24 protein-coding genes are annotated in these 17188 nt (G+C 35.3%); 7 read left to right on the top strand and 17 right to left on the bottom strand.

What is annotated here, in order from left to right; genetic code table 11:
• Nucleotides 1-2: 2 nt before the first annotated feature.
• From EKM79_RS07505 to EKM79_RS07540, 8 genes are all read right to left on the bottom strand, one after another.
• Nucleotides 3-1097 (bottom strand): polysaccharide pyruvyl transferase family protein, encoded by a 1095-nt coding sequence (locus EKM79_RS07505; RefSeq protein WP_246005651.1) that lies wholly within the window; start codon nucleotides 1095-1097, stop codon nucleotides 3-5.
• A 50-nt stretch (nucleotides 1098-1147) separates the two neighbouring features.
• Nucleotides 1148-1627, bottom strand: a complete 480-nt coding sequence (gene pssE / locus EKM79_RS07510) for a PssE/Cps14G family polysaccharide biosynthesis glycosyltransferase (RefSeq protein ID WP_125567473.1) — start codon at nucleotides 1625-1627, stop codon at nucleotides 1148-1150.
• The gene (gene pssD / locus EKM79_RS07515) at nucleotides 1627-2076 is read right to left on the bottom strand and encodes a PssD/Cps14F family polysaccharide biosynthesis glycosyltransferase (protein ID WP_125567475.1); all 450 of its coding nucleotides are present in this window, start codon (nucleotides 2074-2076) and stop codon (nucleotides 1627-1629) included. The genes pssE and pssD overlap by 1 nt, the downstream gene beginning before the upstream one ends.
• Before the next feature lie 30 nt (nucleotides 2077-2106).
• Nucleotides 2107-2760, bottom strand: a complete 654-nt coding sequence (locus EKM79_RS07520) for a sugar transferase (RefSeq protein ID WP_125567477.1) — start codon at nucleotides 2758-2760, stop codon at nucleotides 2107-2109.
• A gap of 104 nt (nucleotides 2761-2864) precedes the next feature.
• Nucleotides 2865-3647, bottom strand: coding sequence for a tyrosine-protein phosphatase (locus EKM79_RS07525; RefSeq protein WP_125567479.1), 783 nt, complete (start codon nucleotides 3645-3647; stop codon nucleotides 2865-2867).
• Nucleotides 3644-4408: a CpsD/CapB family tyrosine-protein kinase gene (locus EKM79_RS07530; RefSeq protein ID WP_125567481.1), complete on the bottom strand. Its 765-nt coding sequence runs from the start codon at nucleotides 4406-4408 to the stop codon at nucleotides 3644-3646. The genes EKM79_RS07525 and EKM79_RS07530 overlap by 4 nt, the downstream gene beginning before the upstream one ends.
• 3 nt (nucleotides 4409-4411) lie before the next feature.
• Nucleotides 4412-5194: a YveK family protein gene (locus tag EKM79_RS07535; RefSeq protein WP_125567483.1), complete on the bottom strand. Its 783-nt coding sequence runs from the start codon at nucleotides 5192-5194 to the stop codon at nucleotides 4412-4414.
• A 285-nt stretch (nucleotides 5195-5479) separates the two neighbouring features.
• A complete protein-coding gene (locus EKM79_RS07540; protein ID WP_125567486.1) occupies nucleotides 5480-6295 on the bottom strand; it encodes a glycosyltransferase family 8 protein in 816 nt (271 codons plus the stop codon).
• A 70-nt stretch (nucleotides 6296-6365) separates the two neighbouring features.
• On the opposite strand from EKM79_RS07540, the gene EKM79_RS07545 reads away from it, so the two are divergent.
• Nucleotides 6366-6776 carry a peptide deformylase gene (locus EKM79_RS07545; protein ID WP_125567487.1) on the top strand — a complete coding sequence of 137 codons (411 nt, stop codon included), beginning with the start codon at nucleotides 6366-6368 and terminating at the stop codon, nucleotides 6774-6776.
• A gap of 45 nt (nucleotides 6777-6821) precedes the next feature.
• On the opposite strand, the gene EKM79_RS07550 is transcribed toward EKM79_RS07545, so the two are convergent.
• The 3 genes from EKM79_RS07550 to EKM79_RS07555 form a co-directional block, all read right to left on the bottom strand.
• On the bottom strand, nucleotides 6822-7412 hold the full coding sequence (locus EKM79_RS07550; protein WP_125567489.1) for an NADPH-dependent FMN reductase: 591 nt from the start codon (nucleotides 7410-7412) through the stop codon (nucleotides 6822-6824).
• Nucleotides 7413-7491: 79 nt separating this feature from the next.
• Nucleotides 7492-7668 (bottom strand): hypothetical protein, encoded by a 177-nt coding sequence (locus EKM79_RS12245; RefSeq protein ID WP_164506040.1) that lies wholly within the window; start codon nucleotides 7666-7668, stop codon nucleotides 7492-7494.
• A 93-nt stretch (nucleotides 7669-7761) separates the two neighbouring features.
• A complete protein-coding gene (locus tag EKM79_RS07555; protein WP_125567491.1) occupies nucleotides 7762-8190 on the bottom strand; it encodes a MarR family winged helix-turn-helix transcriptional regulator in 429 nt (142 codons plus the stop codon).
• A gap of 97 nt (nucleotides 8191-8287) precedes the next feature.
• On the opposite strand from EKM79_RS07555, the gene alsS reads away from it, so the two are divergent.
• The 4 genes from alsS (at nucleotide 8288) to EKM79_RS07575 (ending at nucleotide 11453) form a co-directional block, all read left to right on the top strand.
• Nucleotides 8288-9958, top strand: coding sequence for an acetolactate synthase AlsS (alsS, locus tag EKM79_RS07560; RefSeq protein ID WP_125567493.1), 1671 nt, complete (start codon nucleotides 8288-8290; stop codon nucleotides 9956-9958).
• Between the two features lie 24 nt (nucleotides 9959-9982).
• Nucleotides 9983-10696: an acetolactate decarboxylase gene (gene budA, locus EKM79_RS07565; protein WP_125567495.1), complete on the top strand. Its 714-nt coding sequence runs from the start codon at nucleotides 9983-9985 to the stop codon at nucleotides 10694-10696.
• A gap of 186 nt (nucleotides 10697-10882) precedes the next feature.
• Nucleotides 10883-11116: a type II toxin-antitoxin system PemI/MazE family antitoxin gene (gene mazE / locus EKM79_RS07570; protein WP_125567497.1), complete on the top strand. Its 234-nt coding sequence runs from the start codon at nucleotides 10883-10885 to the stop codon at nucleotides 11114-11116.
• Nucleotides 11109-11453 carry a type II toxin-antitoxin system PemK/MazF family toxin gene (locus EKM79_RS07575; protein WP_125567499.1) on the top strand — a complete coding sequence of 115 codons (345 nt, stop codon included), beginning with the start codon at nucleotides 11109-11111 and terminating at the stop codon, nucleotides 11451-11453. The genes mazE and EKM79_RS07575 overlap by 8 nt, the downstream gene beginning before the upstream one ends.
• Nucleotides 11454-11521: 68 nt before the next feature.
• Here the strand turns inward: EKM79_RS07575 and EKM79_RS07580 are convergent, their stop codons facing one another.
• The 4 genes from EKM79_RS07580 to EKM79_RS07595 all read right to left on the bottom strand — a co-directional run bounded on the left by EKM79_RS07580 (nucleotide 11522) and on the right by EKM79_RS07595 (nucleotide 13913).
• Nucleotides 11522-11995 carry a glutathione peroxidase gene (locus tag EKM79_RS07580; protein ID WP_125567502.1) on the bottom strand — a complete coding sequence of 158 codons (474 nt, stop codon included), beginning with the start codon at nucleotides 11993-11995 and terminating at the stop codon, nucleotides 11522-11524.
• 68 nt (nucleotides 11996-12063) lie between these two features.
• Nucleotides 12064-12843, bottom strand: a complete 780-nt coding sequence (locus tag EKM79_RS07585) for a hypothetical protein (protein ID WP_125567505.1) — start codon at nucleotides 12841-12843, stop codon at nucleotides 12064-12066.
• Nucleotides 12836-13546: an ATP-binding cassette domain-containing protein gene (locus tag EKM79_RS07590; RefSeq protein WP_125567506.1), complete on the bottom strand. Its 711-nt coding sequence runs from the start codon at nucleotides 13544-13546 to the stop codon at nucleotides 12836-12838. Before EKM79_RS07590 ends, EKM79_RS07585 begins: the two co-directional genes overlap by 8 nt.
• Complete coding sequence (locus EKM79_RS07595) at nucleotides 13539-13913, bottom strand: GntR family transcriptional regulator (RefSeq protein WP_125567508.1); 375 nt, start codon at nucleotides 13911-13913, stop codon at nucleotides 13539-13541. The genes EKM79_RS07590 and EKM79_RS07595 overlap by 8 nt, the downstream gene beginning before the upstream one ends.
• A 128-nt stretch (nucleotides 13914-14041) precedes the next feature.
• On the opposite strand from EKM79_RS07595, the gene EKM79_RS07600 reads away from it, so the two are divergent.
• Nucleotides 14042-14272 (top strand): antitoxin of toxin-antitoxin stability system, encoded by a 231-nt coding sequence (locus EKM79_RS07600; protein WP_125567511.1) that lies wholly within the window; start codon nucleotides 14042-14044, stop codon nucleotides 14270-14272.
• Nucleotides 14262-14627, top strand: a complete 366-nt coding sequence (locus EKM79_RS07605; protein ID WP_125567513.1) for a type II toxin-antitoxin system PemK/MazF family toxin — start codon at nucleotides 14262-14264, stop codon at nucleotides 14625-14627. The genes EKM79_RS07600 and EKM79_RS07605 overlap by 11 nt, the downstream gene beginning before the upstream one ends.
• 42 nt (nucleotides 14628-14669) lie before the next feature.
• Here the strand turns inward: EKM79_RS07605 and EKM79_RS07610 are convergent, their stop codons facing one another.
• Entirely contained in the window at nucleotides 14670-15575 is a 906-nt protein-coding gene (locus tag EKM79_RS07610; RefSeq protein WP_125567515.1) for an aldo/keto reductase, read from the bottom strand.
• A gap of 337 nt (nucleotides 15576-15912) precedes the next feature.
• Nucleotides 15913-17043 (bottom strand): GGDEF domain-containing protein, encoded by a 1131-nt coding sequence (locus EKM79_RS07615; protein ID WP_125567517.1) that lies wholly within the window; start codon nucleotides 17041-17043, stop codon nucleotides 15913-15915.
• Between the last annotated feature and the right edge of the window lie 145 nt (nucleotides 17044-17188).

The raw sequence follows: 17188 nt of genomic DNA on the forward strand, positions 1-17188 counted from the left end.
TATTAGATTTCCCTTCTCAAATAATTTCTCGTTCTTCTTCTCTCAACATTCAAGATTTTATCCACAGTATCATAATTAATTTTTTTCCTATTAATTATACCCACATCTTCAATCGAAGTAGTCATTCGCTCTTCAAGGTTAAACACATGTAATAAGTCTGTAAGTTTCTCTTCATTACCATAAGAACTACCCACACTTTTACGTATAAGTGTTGTAAATCTTTTATGAGTAATGATTGAAAATATGCTTCCATGAAAAGTATCAGTAATAACTTCATCTGCATTTTCGAAATATGACAATACTTCAAATGGAGAACATGAGATAAATCTATCCGCACATTTTTGGATTCCACCAATTGCATAGACCTTTAGATTCTTCTCTCTCGCATAAACTGATATCCAATTTGCTTCAATATTAGTTATTCTTCCTGAATATGCATATAGAAGTAGGTATTTTTCTTTTTGTTTAATCTTAGGGACTAAATCGTTACAACCTAAATAATCATAAGCAAGTACTGGATCAACATTATAAACTGGTGAATTAGTTGATATTGTTTTGACAATATTGGCAGAATTACTATCACGAACAGATATAGTATCGAATCCATCTAGTAATTCACCAACTTCCTTACATTTCCCATAGTTTTTTAATTTATCAATAGTTGTATTTCCAAAAGAGGCAGCATAACTTATTAGCTTACTAGAATTATTATTTTTTCCAAATAATTCAAGAGAGTAACCAACATCAGGATTTCTCTGTATACAGTTAAATACTTCATCACTCCCGATAACTAAACAATCCAATTTAGGATTATAGTTTTTACTATTAGAAATACCTAAAATTGGAAGATTCTTCTTTGAGAAGTTCTTCTTATACAAGATAAATTTTATTTTATGCAGTAATGGTGCATCATATTTGAAGACACCTAATCCCTTTTTTATCTTACGTATATAATTGTTACCTTTTTGATTTTTATTACCGATTACAGGAGGATCAACGTGATAATCAACAAATTCAACATCTGCTCCTTCTTCTTCAAGAATCTTTTTTAGTGCATAAGCTTGAAGAAATGATCCGTAATTTACAATACGTTGCATTGATAATATGCCGACTTTCAATATTTCATCCTCATTACTAATATAAAGTTCTAAAGATTTTGTATCTGATATTCTAATTTATTTACAAAGCGAGCATTGTTTGAGTTGATCCTATTTATTGAACTTGATTTGCTGTTTAAAGCACCCAATAGTTGATCAATATCATCCACAACATGTATTTTATAACCAATATTTGAAACTTTATTTGCAAATTCAAATTGATGGTTATTTACATGTTCATGAAACTTTTCTTGTCTTGGAACAACAATTGTTTTTTTCCCCATCGATAATGAATGCATAAATGTTGCAGGACCCCCATGTGTAATGACAATATCCGACATCCTCATATACTTAGTCATATCACTATAACTAATGAAATCAGACCATTTGCAATTTTGAGGTTTATATGTTGAATATCCAATTTGCATAAATACATCATCATTTATACTGCCATCTCCAATAAGTTGATCAACTTTTTTGATCAATCTATTAAATGGCTGTTCATGTGTACCCACAGTAACAAATATCATTAAAATATACCCCCAAGATTAACTGCTTTAGGATAAACCTTCTTCATTTCTTCCCACTGAACTACAAACAAATCCGTAATTGGATAAACAAGCTTACCTGTTAAGGTAGGTCTGTCCATTCGATCAAACACTTCGATATATACTGTCTTAGCTCCCATAAGTTTACCTATATAAAAAAAAGGAACTGCTACTGCAGCTCCAGACGAGATAATAACATCTGGTTTTTCTCTTCTCAAAATCTTTATGGCTAAGAAGGTATTCTTAATTAGATTTTTGATATTCCTATTAGTAGGAAAATAGCAGTTATACATCTTTTCATTTTTTAAAATACTTCTTGCATCTTCTTTATCAAAAGTCACCCAAAACCGATCTTCCTTTGACCAGAATTTTTTCAAGAGATACAGATGAGTTAAATGACCCCCGCTAGAACCAACTAAACATACCTTCATTAACTAAACTTCCTCATAAATAAATTTCTATTAATAAGCTCCATTCGGAAACAAAAATACACCAACAGTTTTAAATAAAATTAAAACATCATAACTGGCATTACGATGATTGATGTAATCAAGATCCAAACGAACCATGTCTTCAAATCCAACATCATTACGACCACTTATCTGCCATAGTCCGGTACATCCCGGTTTAACAGTTAATCGTTGTTTGTCATAACTTGAATATTTTTTTACTTCATCAGGCAAGGGTGGGCGTGGTCCAACCAAGCTCATTTCACCTGTTAATACGTTCATTAATTGTGGCAACTCATCGATGCTATATTTACGAATGAAACTACCTACCTTAGTTACACGTGGGTCATGCTTCATTTTGAACATGGCACCTTCAACTTCGTTCTTATTCAATAATTTTTTCTTTAGTTTTTCAGCATTAACCACCATTGAACGGAACTTATACATTTCAAATGGTTCCTGCCGCTTACCCAATCGAGTCTGCGTATAAAATATCGGTCCATGAGGATCTTCAATTTTTATAGCAATGGCGACAATCAAGAACAATGGTGACAACAATATCAAACCAATTAAGCTTGCCACAAAATCAAATATTCGTTTAATACTTCGATAAATATAGCGACTCTGTTGATACTTGGTATCAACCCGATCATCCCAATACTCCATTATTTGCTTCCCCCTCAGAAAACACACGAATTTATGAAATCACAATCAAAATAACTGGCATTATTTTTACTACTTAATATGTGATTTCGCTTACACAGAGAATTTTAAAAAAGCCCAAAAAATCTTTTCTTTTTAACATCAGAAATCAGTTTTATATCACCAATTTCGACGCTATCCCCATTCAAAATATTCTTAGCATTTTGATTAAATCTCTCGGCAACTTCAGATCCTTCTTGCTTTGCAAGCTTATCAAAAGCTTCACGCATCATGAACCGACGGCCCTTAAAGTTATGAGCATCTGATGCAAAGACAAATCCCAAATTTGCCTTTATTATTTTTTCAGTGAGTGATTGGACGTTCTTACCAAACACTCCTAAGTAACTACTACTGGTTAGTTGCGTTAAGCATCCCATTTCAACGAAAGAATGCAATCTATCTGGATTTTTTTGGAATCCTTGATTACGCTCTGGATGGGCTATCACTGGTGTTATTCCACGTGATGTTAACTCGAATATCATGTTTTCGGTATATTCGGGTATTTCGTTATGTGGAAACTCTAACAATAAGTACCTATTACCTGAATCCATGAACAAAATATCTTCATCGAAGATAGCCTTCAGCAATTCACCTGTTAGATGTACTTCTTGCCCTGGAAATACCTTCAATGGAATATTGTTGTCAATTAGATCCTGTTGAAAAGCTCCAGTTTCTTTAATTACATCAATCTTATGATTGGTATAATGGCTATCCATATGATGTGGCGTCAATAAGATATGACTAATACCCTGATTTACAGCCGCTTCGGCCATCTTAAGAGCCATCGTCCGGTCTTTGGCACCGTCATCTACTCCTGGCAAAATATGGCAATGTAAGTCAATTAGTTTCATTTCTTATTATCAGCTCCATAATATCCACCGTAGTAACCTCCATAATAACTACCGCCGTAATATCCACCGGATTTTTGTTCGGTTACTCGATTCATTATTGCTCCCAAGATATTAGCATTGACTGTTTCTAGTGCTTCTTTGGCATGAAGTACTCCAGCTTTATCCGCAATTCCTTGTGGAACTACTAGAATCGTACCGTCTACTTGTGCAGCTAGAACTTGTGCATCAGTCACAGTATTTACAGGTGGTGCATCGAGTACCAGTAAGTCAAACTTGTCTACTAATCTAACTATCAAATCTTGTGTACGCATACTTCCCAGCAATTCAGCGGGATTAGGTGGTACTGGTCCACTCGTTATTACGTACAATCCATCGACCACAGTAGATTGGATAATCTCATCTAACGTCGCATTACCCAGAAGATAATTAGATAATCCCTTGCGATTACTTACGCCAAAGGTCTTATGTACTGTAGGACGACGCAAATCAGAATCAACCAAAATAACTTTTGATCCTTGATCGGCCCAAGTCACAGCAACGTTATTACTAATCGTCGACTTTCCTTCAGAAGGATCAGAAGAAGTGAACAACAATGACTTTAACTTCTTATCAACTGATGAGAATTGAATATTAGTACGAATTGTTTTGAATTGTTCTGAAATCATACCCTTAGGATCTGTATATGTGACCAATCCGATACCGTACTTCAAACTGGTATTATCAATTTTATGTTTTTTACGATTAAACAAATTAAATGTCATGGCCTACACTCTCCTTTGGCTAGATTCTGTGGCCAAACCAGAATTGTTTGATCCATGAAGATCTTGCTTACGGTAAATACGCTTCTTAACTTCCTCTTGGTCAATCTCATTAACAATACCTAAATTAGTAAGACCCAATTCATCTGTTAAGAACTTCTCTGAAGTTACTGTTGTATCAGTAATTTCACGAATAAATGCAAACCCAATTCCTAATAACAACCCAACTATAATTCCAGCTAGAAGATTGAGCGTCTTACGCGGGCTGACTGGCTTCTTATTAATAGAGGCTGGTGAAACAATCGAAACATTATCGATACGCATAATCTTGCCGACTTTTTTCTTAAAAGTCTTCGCCGTCAAATTAGCAACTTCAGCAGCAGTATATGGATCAGTGGATTTAACAGTCACTGAAAACACTTGTGAATTCTGTTGACTACTTACTGAAATCTCATTCTTTAAAGCACTCATTGAACCAGGATAACCTGGATAGTTATTCACTTCTTTGTCCACAGTCTTAAGAACAGTCGGACTTGTAATAATATCCTTATAAGTATTAATCATTTGCACATCAGCTTGAGTTTGTTGCAACTGTGCACCTTGCATTTCAGAAGATAACTTCCTATTAACTAATAGCTGTGTTGTAGCCTGATATTTTGGTGCCATCACAAAGAAAGTAACGAATACTACCGCTAATGTAACAACAAACGTTGTCCCTAAAATCATTCTTATATGTTTACGAAGTATGGCAATGATCTGCACCATGCTTATTGTTTGTTCTGATCCCACTGAAATCCCCCGATATACATTATGAATATTAATGTGTTAGTTTAAGAATATCACCAACCTAATATGGCCTCAACGGTAAATTTGTCAGTTTGCCAAGTTAGTCAGTCTTAAAAACATTAAAATAAGCAATATTGCATGTATTCAGTCACCATACACGTAATATTATACACATTAGTTTGAATAATATGTATCTTATATTCATTTTTTTATAATTTATAAATTATACAAATTACCTAAATCTTATCACAACACGACCACATAATTATCTTTGTTATAAAAATGTAACTATATTTTTGAAGCCTTATAAGCATAGTGTTTATACAATCCAGAATAACGTCCTCGATACTCTGGCTTCCAAGGCTTATCACGACCACAAAAGTGTAGTATTACCGTATGTTTAATAACCCAGTCTAAGTCCCAATCACCAGCGCCAAGTGCCTGATAGATAGTGCTCATTCTAGCGTCATAATTATAGATTTCATCAGGAACCTGCTTGAATTGATGTCCGTACAATCCATTTAATACATCTTGGTCCGGCAAGAATAATGCCAATTTATTATCTTCAATATATTTGAATATATCCTTTGCATGTACTTGCTCACGTATAAGTGGAAGATTCATCAATAGAACACCTGAATTGTAATAACTCTCAGCTTCATAATTTCCCAAGCGCAACTTATTGATAGGGTCTGTCACATCACTAGTCAATGCGGAATGACTAGCGGCCGCATACAAATTACCATCAAAGCTCAGATTATATAATGGAAGTAAACTGTTAATAACCAAAATATCGACATCCAAATACAATATTCTATCTATGTCCTTGGGCAAGAATTCTTGTGCCAGTAATCGATAGTAGATTGTTGCAGGATAACGATCCGTTGTTGGGGCATCCTTGAATAATTCATCCCCTATTATGATCGGATGATATTCAATCTTATTCTTCTCACAAAATGCATTAATTTTATCAGTCTGTTTGAGTTTAGGATTTTGAATCACATACACGGATAGTGATTCCTTAGGCGTGTTTTCTTGGATAGAATACAAAGTCGTCAACAGTTGATCGACCACGTTATCATCAATTGCGAATAGTAGGTTCATGGTAGTACCCCCTCGTTATGTTATTAATGTTATTGTATCATTGCTATATATCAATTTATGAGGTGAACTTATGATTAAACCGATCAATCGTGACACAACGTTACTATCGCAAAAATCCACTCCTGCTACTAAACAAGACATAAATACCGTTACAGATTTATTAGATACATTGGAATTCCACAAGGAACATTGCGTGGGTATGGCCGCCAATATGATTGGTGTCAATAAGCGTATATTAGTCTTCGAACTCGGTACTATTCCAGTTCCTATGATCAATCCGGTTATCACCAAAAAATCAGGTAAATATACTACTGAAGAAGGATGCTTATCATTAGACGGTGAGCGTTCAACTGTTCGCTACCAAAATATCGAAGTTAAGTATCTTGATAAGAATTTTAATTCACATACACAGAGATTCAATGGCTTCGTGGCCGAAATAATTCAACATGAGATGGATCATTTCGAAGGTATACTGGTATAAAAAAAACGTTACAAGAATTTATTTTGATTCTTGTAACGCTTTTTACTACTTATACTGATTTTCTTTTAAAACTCGACTATAGAATTCAACCTCATGGAACTTCTCATCCAATCTCTTAGCAAAGTGTTCGCTATTATCATCTGAAGGAATCAACTTACCATTATCATCAAAGTTGTTATCCGCAAACCACAATAGAGCTGGATCAGGTAATACTATCATCTTCAACATTTGCAATATTGCAACGATGGAGTTAGCGGCAACGATTCCACCATCACTGAAATGTGAATAAGCAATAACTTGAACCGGTTTACGAGCGGTTTCTGGGCCTACCAAATCTAGGGCATTCTTCAATCCACCCGGAATTGCTCGATCATATTCAGGTGCAAGAATAATATAGCCATCTTGTTTGGCAAGAGCATCAAGCCACTTACCTTCAATTGTGTTCAAGTCATGTATGTGTTCTTCTAAAGGTGTCTCCTCGTGATCATATAATGGTAATTCATAATCACGAAGATCTAACCAAGTATATTCTACGTCATTATCACTCTTAAACGTTATTTGTAAGTATTTTAGGATCTTTCCACCAAGAGATTTTGTTCTAGTACTTCCAAGAATTACACCAATTTTAACAGTCAATTTATTTCCTCTATTCTTAATTTATATATGATTTAATAACTATTTTATATATTAAGGCTAGAGGATATTTTTTTGTTCGTCAAATATCTGAATTACAAGTCCATGATATTTTTTCTTTTCCCACTGATTTCTCATTCCTAATGTCAGATTCCAGAAATTTTATATCTTTTCTAAAATCATGATTCTTTAATACCCCATTTTTCCAAGGATTACTTTTTTCTCTTAATGATTTATTGATTTCAAATGTATTATCCATTAAATTCACCTCTCAGTAAATTTCAATTGATCTAGCATTTCGTAAATTACTATAAATATATTTTAACATCTGTCTCAAAGGACCACTACAAATTCATTCATCCCTAGAATCAGTTATTCCATCAACAACAGTTTCAATTGCACTAACCAAAGGACTGTCAGCACTAATGCCGGTGTCAGCGAATCTCTCAGCCCACCAATCTATTCGAATCTGCTGAATCTTATCAACAACTTTATGGCCAGTTTCTGTTAGCAACAAATTCTTAACCTTTCCTGCTCCATCGATTTTACTCAAGTAATCTAACTTTTGCATTTTGTTAATCTCACGTGTTGCTAATCCCTTATCGACGACCAATAATCTGGCAACTTGATTCTGACTTATTTCTGGATAATCACCGATCGATAATAGGATACAGGCAGCAGTTGGATTGAGTTTTAGTTCATCAAATTGTTCTCTTGTATCTTTGTAATATTGTCTATGCAGGATAGAAATATCCTGTGCAAGGTATCCGATATTCTTCATAATTATCTCCAAGTCTTACGTGTTGACAAATCAACACAAACGATTTATGTTAATAACAATAACATCACACTAAATGAATCTCAAGGAGGACATCTTAATGTCAACGAAGAAAAACGGTTCTGAAGCTTTATTCAATTCAATGATCAACCAAGGAGTCAAGTATGTATTCGGACTTCCTGGTGCTAAGGTAGACAAATTATTCGATCTTATGGAGCACAGCAATAATCCTAAGGCTCCTAAGTTGATCATCACTCATCACGAACAAAACGCTGCCTTCATTGCATCTGGTATCGGCCGTTTAACTGGTAAACCTGGTGTAGTCGCAACTACTTCTGGCCCTGGTGTATCTAACCTAGCCACTGGCCTAATCACAGCCACATCTGAAGGTGACCCCGTCGTTGCATTAGGTGGACAAGTTCCCCGTAATGACGTTTCAAGATTAACTCACCAAAGTATTCCAAGTAAGGAATTAATGATATCCGCAACAAAAGATAGTGTTGAAGTTCAAGATTCTAACAACCTATCCGAAACATTTGCGAATGCTTACCAAACAGCAATGGCTCCTAAGTCTGGTGCTACATTCATTTCACTTCCAAAGGATGTCCTAGACGACGAAGTAACTGTTCCCGAAATCAAGAAGTTAGCTCCTATTAAGCAAGGTAGTGCTAGCAGCGAAATCGTTAGCGCAATCATCGAAAAAATCAAGAATGCTAAATTACCAGTGATCTTAGCCGGTATGCGTTCTTCAAGTGAAGAAGTGACTGAATCAATTCATCACTTACTACACAAGTTCTCAATTCCCGTTGTTGAAACATTCCAAGGTGCTGGAGTAATCTCACGTGATCTCGAAAAGAATTACTACGGACGTGTAGGATTGTTTAGAAACCAAATTGGTGATGCCATTCTTAAAGAAAGTGACCTTGTTATCGCTGTAGGTTACGATCCCGTTGAATATGAAGCCAGAATTTGGAACGTTGATCGTCAAGGCGAAGTTGTCAACTTAGACAGTATTGCTCCAGAAATTTCAAACGAATATCAACCTGACTTAGTTGTTCAAACTGATATTGCTAAGACTATGAGAGATATTGCTCACAACTTGCCTGCTGATATTTCACTTAGTGACGACATGAAGAAGCATCTCCACGAAATGCAAGTAAACTTCCTATCTCAAGATGAAGTACCTGCCGAGAACCCTGAAAAAGGTGTTCATCCCCTAGCAATCATCAAAGAACTTCAAGACCAAGTTGACGACGATACTACCGTTACAGTTGATGTTGGTAGTTTGTACATCTGGATGGCCCGTCATTTCAGAAGTTACAAACCACGTCACTTACTATTTAGCAATGGTATGCAAACACTCGGAGTGGCACTTCCTTGGGCAATTGCTGCCGCATTAGAACGTCCTGAAAAGCCAATCGTATCAGTTGCTGGTGATGGTGGCTTCTTGTTCTCAGGTCAAGAACTCGAAACTGCTGTTCGTCTTAACTTAAATATCGTACAGTTAATCTGGAATGATGGTTACTACGATATGGTTAAATTCCAAGAAGAAGCTAAGTACGGTCGTCATGCTGGTGTTAATATTGGTAATGTTGACTTCGCCAAATATGCTGAAAGTTTTGGAGCAACAGGTATGCATGCAACAACCAACGCTGAACTAAAAGATGCCTTGAAGAAGGCCTTCGCCACACCTGGTCCTGTAGTAATCGATATCCCAGTTGATTACAGTGACAACTCAAAATTCGTATCAGCACTTCTTGAAGAATACTAATCTAGAAAGGATGTTTTCAAATTTATGTCAGACTCAAATGTACTATACCAACACGGAACATTAGCATTACTCGTTCCCGGATTACTGGATGGAACACTAACAATGAAAGAATTGTTAAACCATGGTGACACTGGAATTGGTACCGGAGAAGGACTTGACGGCGAACTCATCATCTTAGATGGAACACCATATCAAGTTGATAGCAACGGCAATGTCAATCTAGTCGATAGTGATTTTACACTACCATTTGCTAACAGCCACTTTGCCGACTACGCTGAAATGCTAGAAGTTGAAGATATCAGTCGTGATGATCTCAAAAAACAAATTTCAGAGGCGGCCGCTAGTGATAATACCTTCTATTCGGTCAAAGTCACTGGTACCTTTAAGAATATGAAAACACGTGCTGTTCAAAAATCTGCACAGCCATACAAGTCATTAGCTGAAACAGCTGAGAAACAAAGTATCTTCACTAAAGACTCTGTTGAAGGAACACTATTAAGCTACTATTCACCACAAATCTTCGATGGAGCTGCCGTTGGTGGATTCCACAGCCACTTCATGTCAGATGAACATGACTTCGGTGGTCACATCTTAGACTTTGAATCAGTCACAGGTATGGTTAGTTTCCAACAGTTCGATAGTTTGGAACAACACTTACCTACAGACAACAAAGATTACATGAAGCATGATTTCTCAAAGGATAATATTCTAGACGCCATTCACGGTGCCGAAGGATAAAACTTATTAAGATCAGTAATCCATTTTGGATTGCTGACTTTTTTGATTTAAACGTAAAAAAATATATTTTTTGCGTAATTTACAAATATAAACTATAACAACTACAGGAGGCAATGTAATTTGCTTGATATTAATAACGAATCCGTATATCCTTTGTATACACAAAGCTGTAAGGAGGTTGACAATATGAGCGTAAAGATTCGTAAAGTTGGAAATTCTAACACTTTGACTGTTCCTAATAATATTAAACCAATGGCAAAGGAATACGATGTATTTCAAGGGCGAGACGGCGTAATAGTATTTTCACCAAAAAAAAAGAATCCATTTCACGATGAAGAATTCATTAAAAATCATGACTGGACTCAAGATGAAGAATTCGGTGGACCACTAATTGGTAAGGAAAAATTGGACAATGAATAAATACATTCCTCAACAACAAGATATAGTGTTCATTGATTTTGATCCCTCTCTAGGTCAAGAAATAACCAAACGACGTCCAGCGGTAGTGATGAGTAATTTAGGATACAGCAAATTAACTGGGTTAGTTGTGATTGTTCCAATTACACACGCAAATAATAATAATTTGCAAAAAGAAGGTTATTTCATTCCATACAATAGCGATAAAATCAATGGGTTTATTAATCCACTTCAGTTCTTTACTTACGATTATAAAAAAAGACATTGCGAATATATTGATATTTTGGACACCAAAACGTTCTTTGAACTAAAGAAATCAATAATGAATATTATTAACTAAACAAAAAAGTTGTACCTACAAGAATCAAAAAATTCTTACAGGCACAACTTTTTTTAAAATATTTAAAATTATAAATTACCAAGTGCTGAAACAATATCAGGTTCAACCTTATCAGGCTTAGTAGTTGGAGCATAGCGACTGATTATCTGACCGTCACGACCAATCAGGAACTTAGTAAAGTTCCACTTGATACGACCGTGACCAGCTGTTTCCTTCAAATAAGTGAACAATGGATCTTCATCATCACCATTGACCTTAACTTGCTTAGTCATTGGAAATGTTACACCGTAATGCATCTGACAATATTCACTTGTTTCTTCGTCAGATCCTAATTCTTGATGGAACTGATTAGAAGGAAGACCCAATACTTCAAGTCCTTGATCATGATACTTCTTGTACAACGCTTCGATACCCTCAAGTTGTGGAGCTAGTCCACATTTACTAGCGGTGTTAACGATCAAAACGACTTTGTCTTTGTAGTCGTTGAAATCAATCTTCTCACCGTTCATTTCTACTTCTGAAAAATCATAAATAGTTGCCATTTAAACCATTCCTTCCATATTAATGTCATTATACGTTTAATATAGAAAAGTTATAACTATTTTGATTTTTACTCAGAAACAGTCTCAACCCAATTACTCATCAAATAAATATTGATTGCTGCTTCAATTGCTGCAACAACTAAGAATACCAAGATAGTAACGGCAAAGTTGGCAGTGTAATTAGAGTTAAATATCATATTAACTGAATTGTTCAACTGATCCGTAACGAATCCTACAACTTTCAACACAAGCAAGATAACTACCACATAAATAACAATGTTCATAACCTTACGTCCAGTTGAAGGTAAGAAGTTACTTGCAGAACGTGATGCCAAATGAATCAAACTAATGGTCGTCCAACTCAAAATCAAAATCACTAATGATAAGCAAAGTAGAGCAATCACACCCATTATTGCATTTGGAGCATCGAACGTAGCACGTCCATTAACCATTGCCATCATATTCAACGCGTCACTGTATTCTGACCAGTTAGGTATTGCCGCAACTAGATAGAACACAATCTGAGCAATAACTACATATATATAATTAACCAATGATGTTACTAAGTTAGCAAGATAGAGCTTCGTATCACTAATTGGAATCAGACGATAACTATCACGCACAAATTTACGTTCTTGAAGAATACTCAAACGCACAAAAGCTATCAGATAGGCAAGCATTGACCAACCAATAGTAATAGCCAATGATGCGCTCCGATTCATGCCACCTTGAAATGCAGTTACAATAATACTTACTACAATGGCTATCAAGTTAATCATCAAGAAAAAGTTCATATCACGAAACTTCTCTTTGAACATAGTTTTAAACAAACTTCCAAAACTAGTCATCTTGTTTGCCTCCTTCATATAAACTTTCGTAGAACTCTTCAATTCCCATATCATTATCTTCACGGATTTCGTCCGCTTGTTTGTGGCAATTGATAGTCTTATCCTTAACCACAACGATTTCATCCAAAATCGAAGCAATCTCTGTCACATAATGATCACTAATAATCATCGTTGATTCTTCTGGTTTCCATTTCAAAATACTATTAATTATCTTCTTGCGGCTCATACTATCTATTCCACCAAATGGCTCATCCAACAAATACAAATCAGCTTGGCGAGACAATGTCAAAGCAATGATAAGCTTCTCTTTCATACCCTTTGATAAAGCTGATAGCTTCAAATTCTTATCAATATCTAAGAATTCAATCAATGAATTTGAACGAGCAATATTGAAATCTGGATAGACAGATTGATAAAAATCAAAAACCTTACCAACCTTCATACCACTGCTGAGACCACCTAAGTGTTCTGTAAAACTGACGTGACTCTTACGCTCAGCCGGTTTGCTAGTTCCGGCAACTGTGATAGTTCCCTTGCCATGAGCACTACCAGTAATAAGACGCATCAAAGTTGTCTTACCCGCACCGTTCTCACCAAGCAAACCGACAATCTTACCATCACTGACCGTCAAATTTACATCGTGCAAAATGTTTTTTAAACTATGACTGTAAATCAAATTTTCAATTTTTAATAAATCACTCATGCTGTTCATCCCTACTTTCCATGTAACTCTTCATTTCGGATAATATCTCATCATTACTCAAATTTAGAGCATGGAGTTCTTGATATACCAGAGTTAGTTGTTCATTAACTAATTTATTTCTCAATTGCTTAATATTATCAACGTCAGTTGTGACAAAGTTACCCTTGCCACGCTGAGACTCAATAATATCTTCAGATAACATCTCGGTCAGTGCTCGCTGAACGGTATTGACATTAGCAGTTACATCCAGAGCCAACTGTCTTACCGATGGCAGCTTATCTCCAGGTTGTAAGGTGCCAGTTAAGATTTGATGATAAAGATAATTCTTAATTTGAATATAGATTGGAACTTTGTCGTCAAACTTCAATTCACTGCCTCCTACATAGTGTATTAGTTTACTAGGACACTATAACTTATATTTAGCTTAATTGCAAAACAATTGACACAAACAAGTTTTAAATATATATTCAATATATATTTAAAGGAGGAATTAAAATGCTATCAGTTAAACCTAGAAAAGTTGGTACTTCCACGGTCCTTACCGTTCCAAAAGGTATTCAAGCAAAGTACGAAAAATACGATGTTTTTTCAGGTAAAAATGGTGCCATTGTGTTCTTACCACAAGAAAAAAATCCCTTTACCGATTCTAAATTTATCAAAGATCATAAAAATGATTTATCAGATACAGACTTTGTAGATACAGAAATCAGGAATAATGAATTCTAGTGTAAGAAAGAAATTTTACCCAGAACAGCAAGAAATAGTTTGGGTAGATTTCCAACCTTCCAAAGATAATGAATTACGTGGTAGGCACCCAGCTGTAGTTATAAGTACTAGCGGATATTCAAAGATAACGGGTCAGGTTGCTGTTTCTCCAATAACCCATGGCAAAAATAACAAGTTAAAATCAATGTTTATACCAATTAATAATAATGATAAAGTTGATGGTTACGTGAATCCACTACAATTTCACACATTTAGTATTTTAGGAAGAAACATTCAAAGTTCTAGCACAATTCTAGATGATGCTTCATTTGCAGAAGTAATAAGAATCCATGAACAAATACTTAATATTTACTAAAAAATGGCGATTCCAGTTCAAAATTACTGAAATCACCATTTTTTAATTCTTAAATCCACCAAACAATTCATCAATCTTCTCAAACTCTGAATCACTCAAGTCGATCTTCATCGCACCGGCATTAGATACAACTTGCTTCTCAATACGAGCACCTGGAATTACGGTACTAATATCAGGATCAGCAATATACCAAGCTAATATTATCTGAGCAATTGTAGCATTATGCTTATCAGAAATAGTCTTAACTTCAGCTAAGGCATCAATAATAGTCTTGAATTCATCATCATTGAATTGCTTGAACTTATCATGATCAGACAATGAATATTTACCAGTTAACAATCCGGAAGCCAATGGGAAATATGGTACAAAAGCAATATTTTGTTCCTCTAAGTAAGGTAACAACGTCCTCTCGGCATCACGATGAACCAAACTATAATTATCCTCAACTATATTCACAAGACCATCACGATTTGCTTCTTTGATTTGATCCAATGAAAAATTAGATACACCGATAGCTCTTATCTTACCGGCTTTCTTCATCTCATTTAATGCAGCAACTGATTCATACTTGGGAGTTGTTTCATCTGGGAAATGAATGTAAAAAATATCAATATAATCAGTCTTCAAACGCTTTAAAGCATCATCAACTGTCTTCTTCAAGAACTCAGGCTCATTATTGGGCTTAAAGTCATTGGCTGGATCTTGAGCTGATTTAGTCGCAATCATGATTTTTGAGCGATCATAATCTTGAATAACATCCCCAATGATTTCCTCAGAACGACCCTTGCCATACATATATGCCGTATCAAGTAACTTAATACCTGAATCCAACGCCTTCCTAACTACTGCATAGCCATCTTCATCCTTTAAGTTGTCGAACAAATTATGTCCACCAACTTTATTAGTACCAAGACCTAATGCTGGAACTTCAATTTTCTCACTTGCCATTTTATATTCCTCCTGAAACTCATTTGTTGTGAAACTACAAAGTCAGTGTAAACTATTATGATTTTTATGACAAACAAGAGAGCGGAACAAAACATGGGCAGCTTTCGAGCATTAAGGCAAATTACTCCAGTAATCCGATTTTGGATTGCTGGAGTAATTTGTTTTAAGTGGAAAAAGCTATGTTTGGTTCCACATTTATGCTGCATGTTTAAAGCGTAAACGCGCGGCAAAGCACAACTTCTTCCGTTTAACTACGAATACCCCCGCATTTACTTACGTAAATACGGGGGCATTCTAGGTTATACTCAGAAGTTAGACGTGCTTTGTCGCGCTCTATTTAATCAACAGTAATCCGCATTCGTCCATTACGCTTAGAACGATATAAGTTCTGATCGACACGATTGTAAAAGTCTAACGGAGACTTGTCATCGTCATTTATTTCTGACACACCAACTGAAATTGAAATATTAATTTTATTATTATCAGATTTTACTTCCATATGATTTATAGCTGAAAAGATCTGATACACGACACGTTCTGTTTCTTCCAACTTATAGTTAGGGAATAGTATATTAAATTCTTCCCCACCAGTTCGATACAGACTAATATTAGTATCATTTTCATCCAGTACTGCTTGTACAACCTTAGTGACATGTTGCAAAACACGATCACCCGCCAGATGACCATATGTATCATTTACCCACTTAAAATGATCAATATCAAACATCATCATTGTCAGTGGGACATTATTCTTACGATTATTATCAAATAACTTCTCTATGTCTCCAGTATAGGCTGAAAAATTCTCAGTATTAGTCAAAGTATCATGACTAGCAAGCCTTGCTAAACGAATCTTGACAGCACTATCCTGCGAAAGCATCGAGATGTACATATACAGCAAAATCTCAAAGATAATTAGATAGATCCATTCTTGCCAAAAAGTACTCCATGTAATATGAAATTTTAATACCATCCAAAACCAAAGTATTCCGCCGAATACGATACCGACTAACATGTACTGAAAGAAAGCATTATGTCCATCTCGATATTTCATACGAATCTTATTGAGAGCCCAGAAAAACATTATCAAGGTAATGGCATGTCCCCACGACTGCCAGTAGCCAATCGAATGATTGAACACCATATAAACAAGGACTATTGGCAATAATGAATAATACGGAACATGAATATTTAAAAAGTACGCACAAAAGGTTACTGCTATTAATTGGAAATTCATAAACTCCCAGGAAACGCTAGTACCTACGACTGATGTCTGAATACTGAATACGAACACTAGCATATACAAAACACCGTACCAAGAATTCAGAGTATCATCATCAATACTGATATTCCACGTGTGTGTTCCTGAAGTTAACCAATTGAAAGTAACGCTATAAAGAGTGAATACTCCTAGGACAAAGAACACACTAGTTACAAATGGTGCTATTTGCCAAGTCGACCAAGTCATTAGCATACCTCTCTTTATTATTTAATTTATACAATTGTTCACACAATAAAATCTATATTAGTCTAAATAATGACAGATTAAAAGGGGCAATTAATTAGCAAGTTATATAATAATGTCATTTTACGTAAAAAAACAAGACTATGTA

This window comes from Companilactobacillus insicii, from assembly GCF_003946015.1.
GTDB classification, from domain to species: domain Bacteria; phylum Bacillota; class Bacilli; order Lactobacillales; family Lactobacillaceae; genus Companilactobacillus; species Companilactobacillus insicii.